The organism is Prevotella dentalis DSM 3688 (genome assembly GCF_000242335.1).
GTDB classification, from domain to species: domain Bacteria; phylum Bacteroidota; class Bacteroidia; order Bacteroidales; family Bacteroidaceae; genus Prevotella; species Prevotella seregens.
Genome location: NC_019968.1, coordinates 572,361 through 592,860 on the forward strand (window position 1 = coordinate 572,361; position 20,500 = coordinate 592,860).

Sequence of the window (20,500 nt, forward strand, 5' to 3'; positions counted from 1 at the left end):
GAGGAGCACTATGAACAACAAACTATATTCGCATCTCATCTTCGAGCTCGGCCGTCCGGGATGCGTGGGCTACAGTCTGCCCGCGTCGGAATTTCCCCGCCACGAGCTGCCCGCCAAGGCATGCCGCGGGCGGGCAGCCAGTCTGCCCGAGTGCGACGAGCCCACCGTCGTGAGGCATTACACCAACCACAGCGGCAACAACTTCGGCGTGGACAACGGCTTCTACCCGCTGGGGTCGTGCACGATGAAGTACAATCCCAAGATCAACGACGAGACGGCCGCCCGCCGCGAGTTCCAAAACCTGCACCCGCTGCAGCCCGACGCCACCGTGCAGGGTGCGCTACAAGCCGAGAAACTGCTGTGCCGGTTGCTGGCGGCAGTGACAGGAATGGACGCCTTCACGCTGAAGCCCTGCGCCGGCGCCCACGGCGAGCTCACGGGGCTGATGGTGATTCGCGCCTACCACGAGAGCCGGGGCGACACGGGCCGCACCAAGGTGCTCGTGCCCGATTCGGCCCATGGCACCAACCCTGCCTCGGCAGCCGTGTGCGGACTGGAGGTGGTCGAGGTGAAAAGTCTGCCCGACGGCACCGTCGACACGGCCGACCTCGAGACCAAACTCGACGACACCGTGGCGGCTATGATGATGACCAACCCCAACACGCTGGGCCTTTTCGAGCACCGCATCGTGCACATCGTGGAGCGCGTGCACGCCTGTGGCGGACTGATGTACTACGACGGGGCCAACCTGAACCCGCTGCTCGGCGTGTGCCGGCCGGGCGACATGGGCTTCGACGTGCTGCACGTGAACCTGCACAAGACCTTTTCCACGCCCCATGGAGGCGGCGGACCGGGCAGCGGGCCCGTGGGCGTGCGCCGCGATCTGGAGCCCTTCTTCCCCACGGTGAACCCCTACCACGGCAACTTCCTCGTGGAGCTGCGCGCCCTGGCCTACCTGCTCACGCTGGGCCGGGAGCACATCGGGCAGGTGGGGCCGCTGGCCACGCTCAACGCCAGCTACATCAAGGAGAGCCTGCGCGACGTCTACGAGCTGCCCATCGGCGGGCTGTGCAAGCACGAGTTCGTGTTCGACGGCCTGCGCGACAAGTCGACCGGCGTCACCACAATGGACGTGGCGAAGCGCCTGCTCGACTTCGGCTTCCATGCCCCGACCATCTATTTCCCCATGTTGTTCCACGAGGCGATGATGATTGAGCCCACCGAGAACGAGAGTCTGGAGACCATCGACCGCTTCATCGCCGTCATGCGGCAGATAGCCCGCGAGGCCATCGAGTCGCCCGAGGTGGTGAAGACGGCCCCGCACACGGCCCCCATCTCGCGCGTGGACGACGTGCTGGCGGCCCGCGAGCCCGTGCTCACCTATCCCGAAACCCAACCCACAGAACCATGAACACCGACATTCTCATCATCGGCAGCGGCCCGGGCGGCTACGAAACGGCGGCCTACGCCGCACGTCTGGGCCGCGAGGTGACCGTCGTGGAGGAGCGGCTGGCCGGCGGCACTTGCCTCAACTGCGGCTGCATTCCCACCAAATCGCTCGTGCACGACGCCCGGCTGGCCGTCGCTGCCACCGACAAGGCGGCCCGCTTTGCCGCCGCCATGGCCCGCAAGGACAGCGTGGTGGAGACCCTGCGGCAGGGTGTGGAGGGACTGTTGCAGCAGCCCGGCATCCGGCTCGTCAGGGGCCATGCCCGGTTCGTCGCCGACCGCACCGTCTGCGTGGGCCCCGAGCACATCGAGGCCCGCCACGTCATCATCGCCACGGGCTCCGAGGCACGCATGCCCCCCGTGCCCGGACTGGGCGCGGGAGAGCGGAGCCCACGCGTGGTCACCTCCGAGCAATTGCTCTCCCGCCAAGAGCTTCCCGCCTCGCTTTGCATCATCGGAGCCGGCGTCATCGGCCTGGAAATGGCCTCGGTGTTTGCCGCCTTCGGCTGCGAGGTCACGGTGGTGGAGTATCTCAAGGAGTGCCTGCCCACCATGGACGGAGAGCTGGCTCGCCGTCTGCGCAAGGCGCTCGACAAGCAGGGCATACGCTTCTGCATGGGGGCTGCGGTGCAGCGTGTCGAGGGCGACAACGTGGTATGGCTCGATGCCAAGAAGCAGACGGAGGTGCGGCTGCGGGCCGACGCCATCCTCGTGGCCACGGGCCGGCGGCCCCGCACCGAGGGGCTCGGGCTGGAGTGCACGGCCATCGGCGTCACTCCGGCCGGCATCACCACCGACGACAACCTGCAGACCACCGTGCCGGGCATCTATGCCGTGGGCGACGTGAACGGCCGGCAGATGCTGGCCCACGCCGCAACGTTCCAAGGAATGCGCGCTGTAAACCACATCATGGGCCGTCGGGACGCGATACGGCTCGACGTGATGCCGGCCGCCGTGTTCACCCAACCCGAGGCCGCCGCCGTGGGACTCACCGAGGAAGCGTGCAAGGAGGCGGGGCTGGACTACGCCTGCCACAAGGCCGTCTACCGGGCCAACGGACGGGCACAGGCCACCGAACAGACTGAGGGGCTGGCCAAAATCATCTGCGATGCCGACGACCGCATCATCGGATGCCACGTGCTCGGGGCCGACGCGGCCGCCTTGGTGCAGGAGGTGGCGGCCCTGATGAGCCTCGGCATCACCCGCCAACGGCTGGCCGACATCGTACACATCCACCCCACGCTCAACGAAATCCTGCTCGATGCCGCCCGGCATTGAGGGTTTCCAATACCCTTTCGCACCGCCCGCTCACCCGTTTTGTACACTGCATTCATGTGTTTTGCCGATTGGGTTCGGGTGTCTTGTCCGCTCGATGGCGCGTGCATGCAGATGCCTATCCGTGGGCATCTGTGCGCTTCTGTGGCCTAAAATAATGGGCGTGGCACCGTCCCCGGCCAACCATCGTGCCGCAAAGGCCAAACCATTGCGGCGTAATCGCAACGCGGCGACGGCGTAAACGCAACGCGGCGACGGCGTAAACGCAACGCGGCGACGGCGTAAACGCAGGGCGATTACGCCATAATCGCCTTGCCATAATCCCTGCTTTCACATGCCACAACCCTGCTTTCGGCCTTGCCGGAACCCTCACAACAGGTTCCGGCAAGGCCGAAAACGTTAAAAAGGGGGCTTTCTCCCTGATTGTTTCACTATTTTCGTATCTTTGCAAAACCCGTCAAAAACGGGAGGAACGCCCACGGCAAAAGGGCCCACGACCCGTTACGGGCGAGAAAGATTCCCGTCAACACCGAGAAGGCATGCACCATCTGAAACAACTCTTATGCACCATTGGCTTCGTCTGCGCCCTGCTGCCCGCCCGCGCCCAGATGAAGTGGAACCAGCAATACCAGCTTTATTTCGACCAGTACAAGGACTTGGCCATCGAGGAAATGCTGCGCTACCGCATCCCGGCAAGCATCACTCTGGCCCAAGGCGTGTTTGAAAGCCGGGCCGGACTGAGCGACCTGGCCACGCGGGGAAACAACCATTTCGGCATCAAGTGCCATGGCTGGACGGGCCGCACCATCGCGCAGGACGACGATGCCGTGGGCGAATGCTTCCGCGCCTACGACAATGCACGCCAGAGCTACGAGGACCACAGCCGCTTCCTCTCGGGCAATGCGCGCTACGCCCGCCTGTTCAGCCTCAGCCCCGGCGACTACCGCGGCTGGGCGCAGGGCCTGAAAGACTGCGGCTACGCCACCAACCCGCGCTACGCCCAGAAGCTCATCGAGATTATAGAACTGTACGGTCTGCACCAGTACGACCAGGCACGGTCCTACGACAAGTTCCTGGCACGGCGGTCGGGCATAGACCAACCGGCCCAGAGCGGCGGCCGCCTGCACCCCATCAAGATATACAACAAGAACTATTACATGGTGGCACGCGAGGGCGACACGTTCAAGTCCATCGGCAAGGAGACCGATCTCTCGGGCCGAAGGATTGCCAGATACAACGAGCGCGGCTACAAGGACGTGCTGCACGAGGGCGACATCATCTATCTGAAAAAGAAACAGAAGCGGGCCGACAAGGCGTTCAAGCGTAGGCCGCACACCGTCCGGCCGGGCGAGAGCATGTACTCCATTGCCCAGCTGTACGGCATCAGACTGAAGAGCCTGTACAAGAAAAACCACCTCACGCCCGACTATCAGATACGCGTGGGCGACCGGCTGCGCGTGTATTGAGCCACCCGCCGCAACGCCGGCAGCCCGGAGGCCGCAACCCCCGAACTCCACTTTGACAGACCATCAACCCATCACACCACACCAACCACCCATGAGAAAGCTCATCCTCTGCATGGCCATGCTGCTCCTGACAACCGTCGGGGCCACGGCGCAAGACTTCGACCGCTACTTCCAGGACAAGACCTTGCGCATCGACTACATCTTCTCCGGCGACCGCAACACCCAGCATCTGGCCCTCGACGAGCTGATGGTGGAGCCCCGCTGGTACGGCAAACGCAGACGGCTCGCCGAGGTGCCCGTGGAGGGCAACGGGCAGATCACCGTGCGCGACCACCGCACGGGCCGGGTGATCTACCGCAACTCGTTCTCCACTCTCTTCCAGGAATGGCAGCAAGAACCCGAAGCCCTGCACACCACCAAGGCGTTCGAGAACGTGTTTCTGGTGCCCATGCCCAGAGATACGGCCGACGTAACCGTCGACTTGCGCGACAACCGGCGGCAGGTGTGCGCCCGGCTCACCCACCAGGTGGTGCCCACCGACATCCTGATACGCCCCATCGGGCAGCACGGCGTCACGCCCTACGAGTTGCTGCAACAGGCTGCCGACACCGCCAACTGCATCCACCTGGCCTATCTGGCCGAGGGTTATCGGGCCGAGGAGATGGGCGCTTTCATCGCCGATGCGCGGGCCGCCATGGAGGCATTGTTCGAGCACGAGCCCTTCAAGAGCTCGCGCAGCAGGTTCAACATTGTGGCCGTGAAGTCGCCGTCGGCCGAGAGCGGCGCCAGCAACCCCGGCAAGGGCATCTGGAAAAACACGGCCCTCCACTCCCACTGGTACACCAATTACAGCGAGCGGTACCTCACCACGTCGCGCCTCAAGGACATGCACGACTTGCTGGCCGGCACGCCTTACGAGCACATTCTGGTGCTGGTCAACTCCGACGGCTACGGCGGCGGCGGCATTCTCAACTCCTACATCCTCTCGACCACCCGCAACGCGTGGGCCAAGCCCGTGGTGGTGCACGAGTTTGGACACAGCTTTGCCGGGCTGGCCGACGAGTATGCCTACGACGCCGAGCCCGTGGACCTCTACCCGCTCGACGTGGAACCCTGGGAAAAGAATATCACCACGCGCGTGGACTTCCGCGACAAGTGGGAAAATCTGCTCGGCAAAGACAAGGCGGCGGGCTTCTACGAGGGGGCCGGCTACAAGCTCAAGGGCGTCTACCGGGCCTATGAAGACTGCCGCATGCGCACCAACGAGACACCCGAGTTCTGCCCCGCCTGCCGCCAAGCCCTGCAGGCGCTCATCGACTTCTACACCCGATAAGCCCATGCACAGCCAGTGCCGCCGGCTGCGTGCCGCCCTCGTGGCAGCGGTTCTGCTGCTGTCTGCCGCCGTCCCGGCCCGGGCACAGACGGCAGACAGCGAGCAGCTGGGCCGTGCCATCGACTATTTTCAAAGCGGCAAGTACCACGAGGCACGCCTCATTCTCCAGCGGCTCGACGGTCGCTACAGGCTCAATCCGCGCTTCCGCGCCTACCTGGGCGTGTGCCATTACTACGCCTGGGCGTATGCAGAAGCCGCCGCTTGCCTCGACTCCGTCATACCCCGCCTCTCGGCTTTTGCCCCCCAAGAGCGGTCGTTCTACTGCTACGCGGCCGCCGAGAGCCACTTCCAACTGCAACAATACGACCGTGCCCTGCCCCTGTACGAACAGATGTTGACGCTCTGTCAGGACAATGAAAAGGCCGATGCGTACTATCGGGAGGGCTTCATTTACATGTACCGGGAGGACTGGATAGCGGCTCTCGACCACTTCCAGAACGCTCTGGTGTACTACCGCCGGTACCGGCCCGAAGAGACTGCACGCGTGGCTCAAATCAGGAACATGATTCAGGGGTGTTGCGAGAAAATAAAGAATAAGCACGGCTAAATGCTTTATTTTTAGTAACTTTGCCGCATGATATTCTATTTTTCAGGCACCGGCAACACCAAATGGGCGGCCTGTCGGCTGGCCGAAGCCACCGGCGAGACGCTGGTCTGCATGTCCGAGCATCGGGCGGGACCCGTGGTCTGCGACCTGAAGCCGGGCGAGCGCGTGGGCTTCTGCTTCCCCGTCCACGGATGGCGACCGCCGCAACCGGTGCGCCGCTTCGTGGAGAGGCTATGCCTGCAAGCGGCCGCGGGCCACTATGTCTACGCCCTCTGCACCGCGGGCGACACCATCGGGGAGACCATGCGCCTCTTCGAGGCCGACCTGCGGGCCCGCGGCATCGGGCTCGACGCCGTCTTCTCGCTGCTCATGCCCGAGTCGTACGTGGGACTTCCGTTCATGGATGTGGACACCGCCGCCAACGAGAAGCGCAAGCAGCAGGAGGCCGCCGCGCGGCTGAAAGCCTACACGGCCGACATCGTGGCCCGGCGCAGCAGCCGCCCCCGGCTCGACGTCGGCCGCTGGCCGCGCGTCAACTCGCGGCTCCTCGGCAGCTTCTTCGTGCACTGTCTCATCACCGACGGGCCCTTTCGCGTGGACAGTTCGCGCTGCGTGAAGTGCGGCATCTGCGCCGACGTATGCCCTGTTGGCGACGTGGTGGGCGGCTTGGGGCACGAGCCCCGGTGGCGGCACGACGGCTCGTGCCTCACCTGCTTTGCCTGTTACCACCACTGCCCGCACCACGCCATCGAGTACGGACGGCGCACGCGGCACAAAGGCCAGTACTTCTTTGGCCGGCCACACACTTCACATTAACCTCTTACCCCAACACCAAAACAACATGAAGAAAACCATTCTCACCCTGGCCATCGGCCTGTTCTCGGCCTCTGCCATGCACGCCTGCAAGGCCTGGCCCTACCCCATGACCTTTACACAGAGCGACGGAAGCCAGATTACCGTCGTGCTCCACGGCGACGAACACTTCAATTGGTACACCGATCTGCAGGGCAACGTGCTGCGCCGCAAGGGCAACGACTTCGAGCCGGCCGGCGTCACAGCCGAGCAAATCGAGACCCGCGCCGCCGCCGCACACCGCAAGGCCGCCCGCCACAGGGAGCCCATCGCCCCGGCAGCCAACCTCTTTCCCCACACGGGGACGCCCCGCGCCGCGGTGATTCTGGCCCAATATCCCGACCAGCCCTTCACCCTGCCCAACCCGCGGGCCTCCTTCGACCAGTACCTCAACAGCACGTCGCCCGCCGGGCCCGTGGACATGGGGCATGGCGAGCAGTACAACCGCGGCAGCGTGAGACAGTATTTCATGGCCCAAAGCGACTCGGCCTTTGCGCCACAGTTCGACATTTACGGCCCCATCACCCTGCCCCGAAACATGGCTTACTATGGCGGAACCAGTGACAACGGGCAGGATGAACGCGCTTCTGAGCTCGTGGCAGACGCCTGCACGGCCGTGGTCGACTCCGTGGACCTTGCCCAATACGACGGCGACGGCGACGGCAACATCGACCTGGTGTACGTCATTTATGCCGGTTATGGCCAGAGTTCGGGCGGCCCGGTGGAGACCATGTGGCCCAAGGCCATGTGGGGATCGAGCGGCAAAAAGTACGACGGTAAGGGCATCAACCGCTGCGGCATCAGCAACGAGCTGCTGGGATACGAGGGTGTCAACGGCTACATCTACAACGAAGACCACACCGACTCCACGGCCATCAGGCGCATTAACGGCATCGGACTCTTCTGCCATGAGTTCTCACACTGCCTCGGTCTGCCCGACTTCTACCCCACGGCGGGCAGGGCACAGGGCATGGACAACCAGGGCATGGAGGACTGGAGCCTGATGGACAGCGGCGAATACGTCTACCGCGGCTACTGTCCCACGGCCTACACCGCCTGGGAGCGCGAGGCCATGGGCTGGGGAGAGATACGCCCCATCACCGAAGCCGGGCAGTACCGGCTCACCAATATCTTCGAGGGCGGGCATGCCGTAAAGGTTGTCAATCCCACGAATGCCCGCGAATACTACGTGCTCCAGCTCTTCGAGGACAAGGGTTGGAACGTGCGCATGGCCCGCGTGGGCTCGAGCTACAACCCCCAAACACGCGGATTGCTCGTCTATCACGTGAATTATGACAACAGCTTCATGCTCTCCAACAACACTGTGAACAACGCCGTGGGCGCACCGCGCATGACTGTTGTGCCGGCCGACGGCACCCTGCTCACCAGCTATCGCGTCAACAGCGAGAAGCCGGGATTCGGCATTACCTCGCGGCAATACGCCGAGAGCCTGCACGGCGACCTGTTCAGGGAGGACGCGAGCTTCGCCCAAGGCGGCGGTTTGCCCAACGGCGCGTGGTGGACGGCGGCCGCCGAGACACCGATTTACAACATCAATTACAAGGACGGGGCCGTCTACTTCGACTACCTGAAACGGGTGGCCGCCACCGGCATCGACCGCCGCACGGACGACAAACGGCCGTCGACGGACAAGATTTATACCATCGACGGCCGCTGTGTCGGCACTTCGGCCGAGGGTTTGCCCCACGGCATCTACATCCGCGGCGGCAAGAAGTTCGTGATTTAACGGTGCTCGGGCACCACGGCGAAGTAGACGAGGTCGTGGTCGGTCAGGTTTTCCATGTAGTGGCTGTGCCCCATCGGGCAATAGTGGCACTGGCCGGCGCGGCACTCCTCCACCGTGCCGTCGTAGTGGAACGTGGCCACACCGCTTACGACGAACACCACCTCGCAGTTGCCCTCGTGGGTGTGCAGCCCGCTGGAAGCCCCGGGACGTAGCGTGGAATACATGATTTTCACCTTGTCGTCTGCGTAGTTGCGGGTGTCGAGACGGCCTTGCCCACCCTTGAAACCCTCGACATAGGTCTCTGGAATCTTGTCGAAATCGATAATCATAACGTTTGTTTTAAAAGCTTTCCGGCCGTCGCCCCAGCGGGTCTGCACGGCGCAGTTGCAAAGACAATCAGAAAGTGGAAACTCCATGCAGGGGCTTCCACTTTCTTGTTTGTCGGTATCGGGCGGCCCTGCGGGCCACCCGGTTCCGGTGTCAGACGGCTCGCCGGGCTTACTTCTTCGAGAAGAAGAAGCCGCCGCCCATCTGAATCGTACCCTTATAGGTCGTTTTATAGCCTATCATCGTGATTTCGTCGCCCTCGGCAATGCCGGCCGTCGTGAGGAAATTCTTCTTTGCATCGCCCGTAGCGCCATAGCCGGGCATGCAGCCGTAGACGTAAACCTTGGCGTCGCCGCTCTCCAAATCGAAGTTGCCGTAGGTGGTATTCTTGATGTTTGCCACCTTGCCCGACACCTTATAATATACGTTCAGGTCGTCGGCCTTGGTCAGGAACTCGGCCACCGACACCTCGGCAACGGCCTGAAGTTTCTCCAACGTGGGTGTGAGCATCTCAATAACCTCCTTGTATTGGCCGCGCTTGCCCACGAGAGTAACGATGTCTCCCTCCTTGGCGCCCGTGGCCGGGAAGTTCGGGAAACCGTAGACATAGGTCTCTCCGGAGAAGTCTTTGATGTGGAAACGGCCCTTGGCGGCATCGTCCACCTTGGAGATGACACCCGTCAGGCGGTACATCGTGTTGCCCACCGGGGCGGCATTGAACTCGGCCACGGTAGCGGCCACAATGGCTCCTTTCTGTACAAGCTCGGCCGTCGACGAGTATTCTTTCTTGCCATCGGTGGTGCTGAAGGTGATGGTAGTGGTTCGATCACCGCCCGCATTGGCCACAACCTTGAAGATGACGGTGGCCGTGGTGCCGCTTTGCTTGATGGAAGAGATGGAGAGCCACTCCTTGGCGTCCTCGGGAATGCCGACCGACACGCCCTGACCCTTGCACGTAAGATGGGCCACCAGCTCGCCGCCCTCGAGCGGCAACGTGTTGCCCACGGTGCCGGCCACCTCGGTGGAGTCCACCTTGATGAGCGACTTGTTGATCTTCTCCACGGTGACATTCACCAGTTCGACGGTTGTTCCATAGGTCTTCTTGGGGCCGGTCACGGTAATTTCATCGCCCACCTCGATGCCGAGGCTGGCAAAATTCTTCTCGGCCTTCTTGGCGTCGAGCGTGCCGTAGATGTAGATCTGGCCTGTAGCATCGGTGAGATACCAGTTGCCGTAGACGGTATTGGAGATACCTGTACAGATACCCGTCACACGATAGCTCTTGTTGTTGGGTCCGGCAATCACCTCGGCGCAGGTCACGTCGGCCGGTTTGACCACGCCCTGCTGGATGTTCAGGTGCTGCGTCTGGCCGTTGCAGTGGAGCAGCACCTCGCCGGCACGCCCGCCAGGCTCGGCTGCAGCCGAGAAGACGAGCTCGGTTTCGCCGGCTGCCCCCGCAACCTTCGAGATGCCGAGCCACTTCAGGGAGTCGTCCTTGGACACCACTTTCTCCAGCGTCCAGTCGCCCGTAGCGGTCACGGTGATGGTATCTGCGCCACCCTTGACGGGGATGGTCACATACGATTTAGAGACCTGAAGGTTTCCGAGCGCATCCTTTACATAGTCGTCCGAGCAGCCCGTCAGCATGGCCAGCAGCCCGAACAGAGCCGGAATGATATGTTTGATTTTCATGATTGAGTCTTCGGTTTAAACATTAATTGAACATGTACTTGATGCCGATGGAGGCGTACCAGCACTGGCCGATGGCGTGGTTGGGGGTCCAGGTCTTGGTGTTGCCGTTGATGGAGCTCGGCGTAGAGAAAGTGGCATAGCCGTCGGCGTCCACACCCTCGTAGTTGAGGATGCGGGCTTCGTTGCCTATCTCGGGGTTGAGCGTCTTCATCACGCCCCAGCTTGAGTTGAAGAAGTTGAGCACATTCTTCATGTCAAAGCTGAGCTGGAGCACGTGCTTGGTCTTCGCCACGTTAAGCTTGAAGTCGTGCTTGTAGCTGAAATCGATGCGGTGCACCCAGGGATTGTACACGCTGTAGGCCTCGGCATACTTGCCTTGACGGCCTTTCAGGTAGCCGTTGGCATGCACATAGTCCATGAAACGAGCCTTGTCGTCCTCGGTTTTGAAGCGGAATTCGTTGTTGGCCACCTGGGCGTCGGTGGGCACATAGATGGCATCATAGTTGTAGCCGTCGCCGTTCATGTCGTTGGTTGTCATGTAAGAGTAGTTGTAACCGCCGCGCCAAGTCTCGTAGATGAGGCTGTAGTGGTTGCCGCTCTTGTCATGCGAGGTGATGGAAGCCACGAAGCGGTCGGGCGTGACATACTGCGAATTGTGCAGCCTCACGTGGTTGGGACCGTCCACGGTGGCCATGTAGTTGAGCACGGACGAGGCGTTGGAGCCGGGCATGCCGGTGATTTCCTTGGACACGGTGTGGGTGTAGGCGGCCATGAATTCGAGGCTCTCCACGGGACGTGCGTTCACGCTGGCGTTGAAGATCCAGCCGTAGCCCTTGTGAGTGTTCTCCAACATGTAGGCCGACACGTTGCGCTGGAAGCCCTTGGGGAACAGGGGACGCGCGTCGGCTCCATTGAGCCGGGCGAAGCCGTCCACGCTGGGCACGCTCCAGTCGCTCAGCATCACGCCATAGACTGTCTTGTTGAAAATGCCCTCGACGGTCATGGAGAGGGGGAAGCCCACGGGGAAAGAGTAGTCCACGGCCAGCGACGTTTTCCACACCTGCGGCATCTTGAACTTGGGGTCTACGCCCGAGATGGCCGAGGGAACGGTGCCCTCCTCAGGGGTGATGGTCGTGGGATAGCCCAGGCTGGCCAGCTTGTTGTAGAGGGCTGCGGCCGAGGCTTGCCCGCCCTCGGTGACGAGGCCGCCGGCAAACTGCGTCATGTCAATGTACCGGCTGCCGTCGGCATCGGTCGTGGTGGGGCCGGTGTACGAGGGCATGAGCGTCTGTTTCTTCTTGCCGTCATACACTTTTGTCCTGGCGTTGAGCTGTGCCTGGTACTGCACCATGCCCGAATTGGTGGGCATGTTGGTGAAGAACACGAGGGGCAGCCGGCCCGAGAAGAGGCCCGAACCACCGCGCAGCTTGAGGCTCTTGTCGCCCAGCACGTCCCAGGTGAAGCCCACGCGGGGCGACACGGTGAGGCTTGACGAGGGCCACTTGCCGGTGTCGATGTGGCGGCCGAAGTAGTCCAGCTCGTAGATGGCCTTGTTGGTTGTCAGGTCGCCGTTGTCGAAGAAGAGGCCATCGAGACGCAGTCCGTAGGTCAGCTTGAAGCGGTCGTTCACGGTCCACTCGTCCTGCGCGTAGACGCCGGCCTTGTTGAACTGCACGCGTGCGGCGGGGTTGCCCACGCCGTTGTAGCCGTAGGTGAGACACACAATCTCGGGCGTACCCCCGTTGAGGAAGTCGTCGAGCGAGTCGTAGCGGTAGTAGCCCGTTCCGTTGCGCATGTACTGATTGTCGGCCATCTGGTGCTCAAAGCTCAGTCCACCGATGATTTTGTGGTTGCCGGCATAGTAGGTAAGGTCGTCCTTGACGTTCCACACCTTGTTGTGCACGGCGTTGTTCCAGGTGAAGAGCTCGTATCCGAGCGAGATGTAGGCCTGTCCGTCCTTGAGAATATCAATGAAAGGGAACTCGCTCGAGTTGCTTGCACGCAGGTCGTCGAGCTTGGAATAGGTGGCCAAGAACTGGTTGGACAGGTTGTCTGAGAAGCGGCTGTTGAGGTCGAGCGAGAACGAATGCACCAGGTTGTCCATGGCATACATGGTGTTAGCATAGGCCATGGAATACTGCGAGAGGCGTGCGCCCGACACGCGCGAGCCGCCGTCCATCGACGTGGCGTTGGGCGAATTCCAGGCGCGATTCTTCGTGTAGTTGTAGCGGAAAGCCAGATGGTGCATGTTGTTGATGTTCCAGTCGAGACGGGCCAACAGCTTGTAGTTCTTCTCATCGGCAGGGAAATTGGTGTAACTGCCCGTGTCGTAACCGTACTTCTGCCTCACAAAGTCGGACACTTTCTGCAGGTCGGACAGCGTGGTGCGCGACACATAGTTGTCGGCATCGGCCACTCCATTCTCGGAGCCGCGCCAACGATTGACCACAGTGGGCGTGACACTCATCTCGCCGTTGACGAAGAAGAAGAGCTTGTCCTTGAGGATGGGGCCGCCAAAGGTCATGCCGTAGGTGGTGCTGCGGTCGGTCTCGCGGGCGCCGGCAATGGCCTCATGGTCCACGGCGTCGCCGCGCATCTGCTCGTTGCGGTGGTAGATGTAGGCCGTTCCCTTGTAGGTATTGGTGCCCGACTTGGTGATGGCGTTCACGCCGCCGCCGATGAAATTGGTCTGGCGCACGTCGAAAGGCGACACCACCACCTGCATTTCCTGGATGGCGTCGATGGAGATGGGGTTGCCGCCGCCGGGCAGCCGGCTGCTCAGTCCGAAGTTGTTGTTGAAGCTGGCACCGTCTACCGTGAAGTTGGCCGTGCGGCCGTCGGTGCCGCCGAAGCTCATGCCGTTGCCGCCGTAGGGCGAAAGACGGGTGATGTCGGTGATGCTGCGGCTGACGGTCGGCATGTTGAGCATCTGGTCATTGGAGATGTTTGTCGAGGCGCCGGTCTTCTCCGTGGTGAACTTCGTGGCCTTGGCCGACACCACAATCTCGCCCAGCTGCTGCGCGTCCTCGGTGAGCGAGCTGTTCAGGCTGTAGGTCTCGCCCAGCTGAAGGGTGACCCCTTTCACATCCTTGGTCTGGTAGCCGATGTAGCTGATGCGCACCTCGTAAGGGCCGCCGGGGCGCATGCCGTTGATGGTGTACATGCCTTTTGCATTGGTCACGGCCTGATAGCGCGTGCCCGAAGGCGTGTGGATGGCCTCGATCGTGGCTCCAACGACGTCCTCGCCGCCGGCCGTGACCCTACCATTGATACCAGAAGTTGTGATCTGGGCCGTCATTGATGCGGCAAACATCAATACCATGGCCATCAGAAAGAACAATCTTTTCTGCATAAGATGATATTAAATTAAAATTAAAACCTTGGGGCAGAGACCCCGTCTTTTACCTTTCTTGTGCAAAATTAAGTAAATTATCTCAATATTATGTTATCATTTCGTTAAAAAACAAGCCGTAAGCGAAATTATTTTGAAACAGCCGCCTTGGCGACAGAAAACGAGCGTGCGCAGGGCTCCGGCCGGCCCTGCCACCGCCTCCAGGCACGGCCGGCCCTACGGCCACGGTGGCAAGTGCGGGCCGCCACGGCGGCGGGTGCGGGGCTCCGCGGCAAGATGGTCCTACGGCCACGGCGCAATCGCGAGGCGGCCACGGCGCAATCGCGAGGCGACAACGGTGCAAACGCAAGGCCGCTGCGGCGTAAACGCGGGGCGGATACGGCGCAATCGCAGAGCCCCCACGGCGCAATTGCGGCGCGGCGCACCTACACCTTATTATATATATGCCGCCCACGACGGCCCGCACCGGCGGCGAGGGGGCTGCGTCCGAAGATTCACCACAAGGCGGAGACCGACAAGTTGGCAGCCGTCCGGAGATTGGCCGCGGGGCTTGACCCATATCAAGCGCAGGGCCCCCGCGGGTTGACCCACGTCAAATTCGGCCCCGAAAAAAGCAGAAAAACGGGCAAAACTGTTGCACGTACCGAAGAATGGCCCTACCTTTGCACCCGACAAAGTGAACATATACAGGCAAGAAGATTGCAGGATAACATCGGGCACACGTGCGTGCCCCAAGAAAAGAAAGGAAAAGAAAGATGAAAAATTTGATGAACAACATGAGAAACGTATGGTCCAAAGTGGTGCGCAGCTACGCCGCCTGCATGCGCATATACGGCGAGGCGCTACTCCGCGGCGGGTCTTACGGATGTGCATAGAGACTTCTCAACAGGTAGAACATAGAGGCAGGGCTGCCGCATCGGACCACGAAATCCGGGCGGCAGCCTTTTTGTTAAATTCTTATAATTCGGAAAGAAATCCATGGCACGGCAACGTGCATGTCGGTCTTTTTTCGTAATTTTGCAGCTGATTCATTCCGTGGAGGCCCGAAAAAGCAGGGGCGTCAGGCCACTCGCCTTGCGGAGAAACCCGTTTTTTATAAATAAACATGTACGCAATTGTAGAGATTAACGGTCAGCAGTTCAAGGTCGAGGAGGGCAAGAAGCTCTTCGTGCACCACATCAAGGATGTGGAGGCCGGCAAGACTGTTGAGTTTGACAAGGTGCTGCTCGTAGACAAAGAGGGAGCAGTGACTGTCGGCGCACCGCAAGTGGAAGGTGCCAAAGTGGTTGTAGAAGTGGTGAACCCGCTGGTCAAGGGCGACAAAATCATTGTTTTCAAGATGAAGCGCCGCAAGGACTCGCGCAAGCGCAACGGCCACCGCAGCCAGTTCACAGAGGTAGAAGTTAAACAAGTAATCGCTTAAATCAGGAGGAATTCATCATGGCACATAAGAAAGGTGTAGGTAGTTCTAAGAACGGACGCGAGTCGGCTTCACAGCGTCTGGGCGTCAAGATTTGGGGTGGACAGAAGATTGTGGCCGGCAACATCATCGTTCGCCAGCGCGGCAACAAGCACTTCCCCGGCGAGAATGTGGGGCAAGGCAAGGACGATACGCTGTATGCCCTGGCCGACGGCGTGGTGTACTTCCACAGAGGAGTCCGCGACAAGAGCACCGTGTCGGTGCTTTCGCCCGAGGATTACGCCGCCAAGACCAAGAAGGCCGAGGCTTAACACAATCCCGACTTATTCCAAACAAACATAGAAGCCCGCTCCTTTTAGAGCGGGCTTTCTGCGTGTAGAGCGGCGAAAGGGCGGCCGGAGGTCCCGGCCGGAGGTGCAGACGGCGGCGGGATGGCCGCCGTTCAGCCGAGGGCGAGGATGTCCTCGGGGCGGCGCACCAGCGTGGCGGCGCCGTGGGCCCGCAGGAACGGCTCGTCGCGGAACCCCCAGAGCACGCTGATACAGGGCATGCCGCAGTTGCGTGCCGTGTCGATGTCGACGTCGCTGTCGCCGATGTAGACGGCAGTTTCACGGGGCATTCCCAGCTGGCGCAGGGCCTCGAGCACGGTGTCGGGGGCGGGTTTGCGGCGGATGTTTTCGCGTTCGCCGATGGCCACGGCCACCTCGTCGCCGAAGAAGTGGCGCACCAAGGCCTGCGTGGCAGCGTAGAACTTGTTGCTCACCACGGCCACGCGGCGGCCGCGCCGACGCAGCTCGGCCAGCAGTTCGGGCACGCCGTCGTAGGGCCGCGTGGTGTCCAGGCTGTGGTCAAGATAGTGCCGTCGGAAGGCGGCATACACCTCGTCGAACTGCGCCTGGGGGCACCCCTCGGGCACGGCACGCTCCATGAGCTTCCTCACGCCGTTGCCCACGAAGCGCCTCACCTCCTCCACCGTGCGCTCGGGCAGGCCGTGAACGCGCAGCGCATAGTTGCAGCTCGCCGCCAGATCGCCCAGCGTATCGAGCAGAGTGCCGTCCAAATCAAATATATAGCTCTCGTAAGTCATAGTCGGTCGTATGGTCTTCGTTCAGCAGTTCGTCGTGAAAGGTCAGCGTCGTGGCGGTGCGCACGTTGCCGCCGTAGACCACGAGCTGGTCGCCCGTCTCCAGCCGTCGCAGTGCGGTGCGGCGGTTGTCGCCCCGCTCCCACTCCACGATGTCGTGCGTATGGTCGTCCACCACCACATACTTGAACGCCACGGGCAGCCCCAGTGCGTAGGCGTTGATAGAGAGCATCCAGTCGCCATCGCCCACCGGATACATCTGCAAATAGCGCTTTTCGCTCCATGCTCCCAGGGCGGCGTCGCTGCCCAGCAGGGCCACGGAGCGGCCCGCCGGCACGTGGGGAGCCGACACGCGGAAGATGACCGAGCGGTTGAACTGCGGCACGTCGCACAGGCGCATCAGCGGGCGGCGGGGCCGGCGGACGGCAAAGAGATAGTGTTGCAGCGAGAGGTCACGCCAGATGTCCTCGAAAATGTAGTTGCGCGACTCGTCGCAACAGTAGAGACGCGGCACGGCGGCCCACTCACGGCGCATCAGGCGGCCCGCGTCGTCCTCCACCTGATAGTGGTACGCCAGGTAGCGCACGGCCTGGCGGGGCAGCGGGCGGGCCGTGGTCTCAAGCCGCCACAGCGTGCCGTCGTCGGTGTGCATGGGCAGGTCGAGGCTGCGGCCGTGGCCCCCGGCGTCCAGATAACGCAGGCACACGTGCACCGACTGGCCGAAGGGCGCTCGATAGGAAATGCTGAATTGGAGTTTCATGCTGCAAAGTTACGACAAAGAAACGAAGTGAAGCACAAAAAACGACGCCAAAATGCCGCCGCCGACACGAAAGTTGGAAGTCGAAAGTTTTGCCATGTCGCCGTTTTGGCGTACCTTTGCACCGTTTAAAAAGACGACAAAAATCATGAAGAAAGACATGAAAAGAAAATACCTCCTGCCGGCCGCACTCTGCCTGTTGCTCATGGCCGGACTGGGCTACTACTACTTCTTCACCTCGTTCACGGGCAAGGCCGAGACCTGTTATGTCTGCATTGACGAGGACGACAACTACGACTCGCTCATGGCCAAACTGGGAACTGTCGCCCAAAAGCACAGCCTACACGCTTTCAGCACTCTCTCGCGCCACAGCAACCTGGCCAAGCACGTGCACACGGGACGCTATGCCGTGACCCCGACGACCGGGGCTTTCAGCCTGTTCCGCCACATCAAGAACGGCATGCAAGAGCCTCTGGCCCTCACTGTGCCCAGCGTGCGCACCATGCAGGACCTGGCCGGCACGCTCGGTGCGCGGCTCATGGTGGACAGCGCGCGGCTGGCCCGCGCCTTCACCGACGAGGCGGTGTGCCGGCGTTATGGTTACGACACGGCCACCATCGCCGCCCTCTTCATCCCCAACACCTACAACATCTACTGGAATACATCGGCCGAAGCTCTCATGGAGCGCATGCAGAAGGAGAACCGCCACTTCTGGAACGAGGGGCGGACGGCCAAGGCCAAAAGCCTCGGGCTCTCGCCGTTGCAGGTCGTCACGCTGGCCAGCATCGTCGATGAAGAGACTGCCAACAACGCCGAGAAGCCGATGATTGCCGGCATGTACTACAACAGGCTCATGCTGCGCGACGCTGAATATCCCGAGGGCATGCCCCTGCAGGCCGACCCCACCATCAAGTTCGCCTGGCGAAACTTCGCCCTGAAGCGCATCTACAACAGTCTGCTGCGCATCGACAGCCCCTACAACACCTACCGTTTCCCCGGTCTTCCGCCGGGCCCGATACGCATTCCGTCGGTCGCCGGCATCGATGCCGTGCTCAATCTGGTGCGTCACGACTACCTCTACATGTGTGCCAAGGAGGACTTCAGCGGCACGCACAACTTTGCTCGAACCTATGCCGAGCACATGGACAACGCCCACCGCTACGCCGACGCCTTGAACAAACACGGAATCAAATAGGCTTCCCGCGAGAGAAGCACCCAAAAAGAAAATGGCATCCGCTTCACAGCGCATGCCATTCATTCTCAATAGGTATTAGCCTTTCGTTAAGGTAAAAAGATTGTATTCAGGATAACGGTTGCAAAGATAAAACTTTTTAATGACACTTGCAAATGTTTTTGAACCTTTCACTTATAAATTATGGAGAAATGACTAACTTTGCAAATATAATCAATTAACAGGAATATGGACATTAAGGAAAGCAATACGGGTGAAGAAAAACGGAGTCTGAGCTTCGTGGAACAGCTCGTAGAGGAGGATTTGGCAAAGGGAAAGAACGGCGGACGCATCCAGACTCGCTTCCCCCCGGAGCCCAACGGATACCTCCATATCGGCCATGCCAAGGCCATTTGCATGGACTTCGGCGTGGCCGAAAGATACCACGGCGTGTGCAACCTGCGCTTCGACGACACTAATCCGTCCAAGGAAAACACGGAATATGTGGAGAATATTCTGAACGACATCAGCTGGCTGGGATTCAAATGGGGCGACATTTATTACGCCTCCGACTACTTCCAGAAGCTGTGGGACTTCGCCGTTTGGCTCATTCGCAAGGGTCTGGCCTACGTCGATGAGCAGACCTCGGAGCAGATTGCCGCACAGAAAGGCACCCCCACCACGCCGGGAACCGACAGCCCCTACCGCAACCGGCCCGTGGAAGAGAACCTCCAACTGTTCGAGAAAATGAACACGCCGGAGGCCGTCGAGGGCTCGATGGTGCTGCGGGCCAAGCTCGACATGGCCAACGATAACATGCACTTCCGCGACCCCGTCATCTATCGCATCATCCAAACACCCCATCATCGCACCGGCACGAAGTGGCATTGCTACCCGATGTACGACTTCGCCCACGGGCAAAGCGACTATTTCGAGGGCGTGACCCACTCGATATGCACACTGGAATTTGTGCCTCATCGTCCGCTTTACGACAAGTTGGTGGACTTCCTTAAGGAGTGCGACGGCACGGCTGCACGGGGCATCGACGACTTCCGCCCCCGTCAGATTGAGTTCAACCGACTGAATCTCACCTACACCATGATGTCGAAACGCAAGCTCCACGCCTTGGTGGACGAGCGCCTGGTCAACGGTTGGGACGACCCCCGCATGCCTACACTCTGCGGCATGCGACGCCGCGGATACTCGCCGGAATCGGTGAAAAACTTCATCAAGTCCATCGGCTACACTAAGTTCGACGCGCTGAACGACATGGCTCTGCTCGAAGCAGCCGTGCGCGAAGACCTGAACAAGAGGGCCGTGCGCGTGTCGGCCGTGCTCGATCCGGTGCGACTTGTCATCACCAACTACCCCGAGGGCCGCAGCGAGGACATGGAGGCCGTGGACAATCCCGAGGACGAAAACAGCGGCACGCACGCCATCACGTTCTCGCGCAACCTGTGGATGGAGCGGGCCGACTTCATGGAAGACGCGCCGAAAAAGTTCTTCCGCATGAGCCCCGGCCGGGAGGTGAGGCTCAAAAACGCCTACATCGTGAAGTGCACGGGCTGTACCAAGGACGCTGAAGGCAACGTGGTGGAGATTCAGGCAGAGTACGATCCCGAGAGCCGCAGCGGTTTGCCGGGTGCCGACCGCAAGGTAAAGGGCACCCTCCATTGGGTGAGCACGGACCACTGCGTCAAGGCCGAGGTGAGAGAATACGACCGTCTCTTCTCCGTGGAGAACCCGTCGGCCGACGAGCGCGACTTCCACGAACTGCTCAATCCCGACTCTCTGCGCACCGACCGCAACTGCTTCGTGGAGAGCTACGCAGCCCGGAAACGGCCCGGCGAATACCTGCAGTTCCAGCGCATCGGCTACTTCATGGCCGACCCGGACGGCACCCAAGAGGCCCCGGTTTTCAATAAAACCGTGGGGCTGAAAGACACTTGGGCCAAACAAAACAAGTAA

Annotated in this window: 16 protein-coding genes; 11 read left to right on the top strand and 5 right to left on the bottom strand. The window is 61.2% G+C overall.

All coding sequences use genetic code 11. The features are described 5' to 3' along the window. The first annotated feature begins 10 nt into the window (after nucleotides 1-10). The 7 genes from gcvPB to PREDE_RS09595 all read left to right on the top strand — a co-directional run bounded on the left by gcvPB (nucleotide 11) and on the right by PREDE_RS09595 (nucleotide 8,729). On the top strand, nucleotides 11-1,411 hold the full coding sequence (gcvPB, locus tag PREDE_RS09565; protein ID WP_005846884.1) for an aminomethyl-transferring glycine dehydrogenase subunit GcvPB: 1,401 nt from the start codon (nucleotides 11-13) through the stop codon (nucleotides 1,409-1,411). Further along, nucleotides 1,408-2,727, top strand: coding sequence for a dihydrolipoyl dehydrogenase (lpdA, locus tag PREDE_RS09570; RefSeq protein WP_005846886.1), 1,320 nt, complete (start codon nucleotides 1,408-1,410; stop codon nucleotides 2,725-2,727). Before gcvPB ends, lpdA begins: the two co-directional genes overlap by 4 nt. Before the next feature lie 536 nt (nucleotides 2,728-3,263). Then, nucleotides 3,264-4,190 (top strand): glucosaminidase domain-containing protein, encoded by a 927-nt coding sequence (locus tag PREDE_RS09575; protein ID WP_005846889.1) that lies wholly within the window; start codon nucleotides 3,264-3,266, stop codon nucleotides 4,188-4,190. Between the two features lie 91 nt (nucleotides 4,191-4,281). Next, on the top strand, nucleotides 4,282-5,523 hold the full coding sequence (locus PREDE_RS09580; protein ID WP_005846891.1) for a M64 family metallopeptidase: 1,242 nt from the start codon (nucleotides 4,282-4,284) through the stop codon (nucleotides 5,521-5,523). A gap of 4 nt (nucleotides 5,524-5,527) precedes the next feature. After that, nucleotides 5,528-6,130 (top strand): tetratricopeptide repeat protein, encoded by a 603-nt coding sequence (locus PREDE_RS09585; protein WP_005846892.1) that lies wholly within the window; start codon nucleotides 5,528-5,530, stop codon nucleotides 6,128-6,130. Nucleotides 6,131-6,157: 27 nt separating this feature from the next. Beyond that, nucleotides 6,158-6,946 carry an EFR1 family ferrodoxin gene (locus tag PREDE_RS09590; RefSeq protein ID WP_005846894.1) on the top strand — a complete coding sequence of 263 codons (789 nt, stop codon included), beginning with the start codon at nucleotides 6,158-6,160 and terminating at the stop codon, nucleotides 6,944-6,946. A gap of 25 nt (nucleotides 6,947-6,971) precedes the next feature. After that, nucleotides 6,972-8,729 carry a M6 family metalloprotease domain-containing protein gene (locus tag PREDE_RS09595; RefSeq protein ID WP_005846897.1) on the top strand — a complete coding sequence of 586 codons (1,758 nt, stop codon included), beginning with the start codon at nucleotides 6,972-6,974 and terminating at the stop codon, nucleotides 8,727-8,729. On the opposite strand, the gene PREDE_RS09600 is transcribed toward PREDE_RS09595, so the two are convergent. The 3 genes from PREDE_RS09600 to PREDE_RS09610 form a co-directional block, all read right to left on the bottom strand. Then, complete coding sequence (locus tag PREDE_RS09600) at nucleotides 8,726-9,058, bottom strand: cupin domain-containing protein (RefSeq protein WP_044127046.1); 333 nt, start codon at nucleotides 9,056-9,058, stop codon at nucleotides 8,726-8,728. The genes PREDE_RS09595 and PREDE_RS09600 overlap by 4 nt on opposite strands. A gap of 169 nt (nucleotides 9,059-9,227) precedes the next feature. Beyond that, on the bottom strand, nucleotides 9,228-10,748 hold the full coding sequence (locus tag PREDE_RS09605; protein ID WP_005846901.1) for a BACON domain-containing protein: 1,521 nt from the start codon (nucleotides 10,746-10,748) through the stop codon (nucleotides 9,228-9,230). A gap of 22 nt (nucleotides 10,749-10,770) precedes the next feature. Beyond that, nucleotides 10,771-14,100, bottom strand: a complete 3,330-nt coding sequence (locus PREDE_RS09610) for a TonB-dependent receptor (RefSeq protein ID WP_005846903.1) — start codon at nucleotides 14,098-14,100, stop codon at nucleotides 10,771-10,773. 1,105 nt (nucleotides 14,101-15,205) lie between these two features. Here PREDE_RS09610 and rplU point away from each other — a divergent pair. Together rplU and rpmA are read left to right on the top strand one after the other, a co-directional pair. Continuing rightward, nucleotides 15,206-15,523 (top strand): 50S ribosomal protein L21, encoded by a 318-nt coding sequence (gene rplU / locus PREDE_RS09620; protein ID WP_005846909.1) that lies wholly within the window; start codon nucleotides 15,206-15,208, stop codon nucleotides 15,521-15,523. A 17-nt stretch (nucleotides 15,524-15,540) separates the two neighbouring features. Then, nucleotides 15,541-15,831, top strand: a complete 291-nt coding sequence (gene rpmA, locus PREDE_RS09625) for a 50S ribosomal protein L27 (protein ID WP_005846911.1) — start codon at nucleotides 15,541-15,543, stop codon at nucleotides 15,829-15,831. Nucleotides 15,832-15,962: 131 nt separating this feature from the next. Here rpmA and PREDE_RS09630 read toward each other — a convergent pair whose 3' ends face one another. Both PREDE_RS09630 and PREDE_RS09635 read right to left on the bottom strand, forming a co-directional pair. Continuing rightward, complete coding sequence (locus PREDE_RS09630) at nucleotides 15,963-16,607, bottom strand: HAD family hydrolase (RefSeq protein ID WP_005846913.1); 645 nt, start codon at nucleotides 16,605-16,607, stop codon at nucleotides 15,963-15,965. After that, nucleotides 16,582-17,364 (bottom strand): carbohydrate-binding module family 20 domain-containing protein, encoded by a 783-nt coding sequence (locus PREDE_RS09635; RefSeq protein WP_005846915.1) that lies wholly within the window; start codon nucleotides 17,362-17,364, stop codon nucleotides 16,582-16,584. Before PREDE_RS09635 ends, PREDE_RS09630 begins: the two co-directional genes overlap by 26 nt. A 145-nt stretch (nucleotides 17,365-17,509) precedes the next feature. Between PREDE_RS09635 and mltG the strand changes: the two genes are divergently transcribed. Together mltG and PREDE_RS09645 are read left to right on the top strand one after the other, a co-directional pair. Then, on the top strand, nucleotides 17,510-18,556 hold the full coding sequence (gene mltG, locus PREDE_RS09640; RefSeq protein ID WP_174264892.1) for an endolytic transglycosylase MltG: 1,047 nt from the start codon (nucleotides 17,510-17,512) through the stop codon (nucleotides 18,554-18,556). 225 nt (nucleotides 18,557-18,781) lie between these two features. After that, nucleotides 18,782-20,500 carry a glutamine--tRNA ligase/YqeY domain fusion protein gene (locus PREDE_RS09645; protein ID WP_005846919.1) on the top strand — a complete coding sequence of 573 codons (1,719 nt, stop codon included), beginning with the start codon at nucleotides 18,782-18,784 and terminating at the stop codon, nucleotides 20,498-20,500.